The 712-nt window shown below is 65.0% G+C and carries 1 protein-coding gene; it reads left to right on the forward strand.

Translation table 11 applies throughout. The features are described 5' to 3' along the window. On the forward strand, window positions 1-683 hold a 683-nt coding region (locus SM191_RS19545; protein WP_341507656.1), incomplete at its 5' end, for a DDE-type integrase/transposase/recombinase. Window positions 684-712 lie beyond the last annotated feature (29 nt).

The raw sequence follows: 712 nt of genomic DNA on the forward strand, positions 1-712 counted from the left end.
GGAGTCTGGACTTCGTCCACGACCAGCTCGTGACCGGCCGTCGGTTCCGCGTGCTCAACATCGTCGATGACGTCACGCGCGAATGCCTTCGGGCGGTGGACCGCCTGCTGCTGGCGCGGCGCTACGCCGAGCGAGCCGACTATGGGCATGACGGCGTCGTAGTGACGATCCGCTCGAACCTGCGCTGGTGCTCCGACGGCTTCGAGTTCACCTGCTGGAACGGTGAGGTCGTGCGCGGTGCCTTCATCATCGACGCCCATGACCGCGAGATCATCTCGTGGCGCGCGGTTGCCAATGCCGGCATCAGCGGCTCGGACGTGCGCGACATCATGCTGGAAGCCGTGGAAACCCGCTTCGGCACCATGCGCGCGGCGACACCGGTCGAGATGCTGTCGGACAACGGTTCGGCCTATACCGCCTGCGAAACACGGACCTTTGCCCGGCAGCTGGGCCTCAAACCCTGCTTCACCCCCGTCCGCAGCCCGCAGTCCAACGGCATCTCGGAGGCCTTCGTCCATACCCTCAAACGGGATTACGTCCGCGTCTCGCCGCTGCCGGACGCACTCACCGCGTTGACATCGCTTGCCGGATGGATCGAGGACTACAACGACAACCACCCCCATTCAGGGCTCAAAATGCGTTCGCCGCGCGAGCATCGCGCACTGGTTTCTGCAACCGCTTGAACCCGTCCGGTGAAACGGGGGCCAGATCA

Origin of the sequence: Sphingomonas sp. 2378, assembly GCF_038084995.1 — a bacterium.
Lineage (GTDB): Bacteria > Pseudomonadota > Alphaproteobacteria > Sphingomonadales > Sphingomonadaceae > Sphingomonas.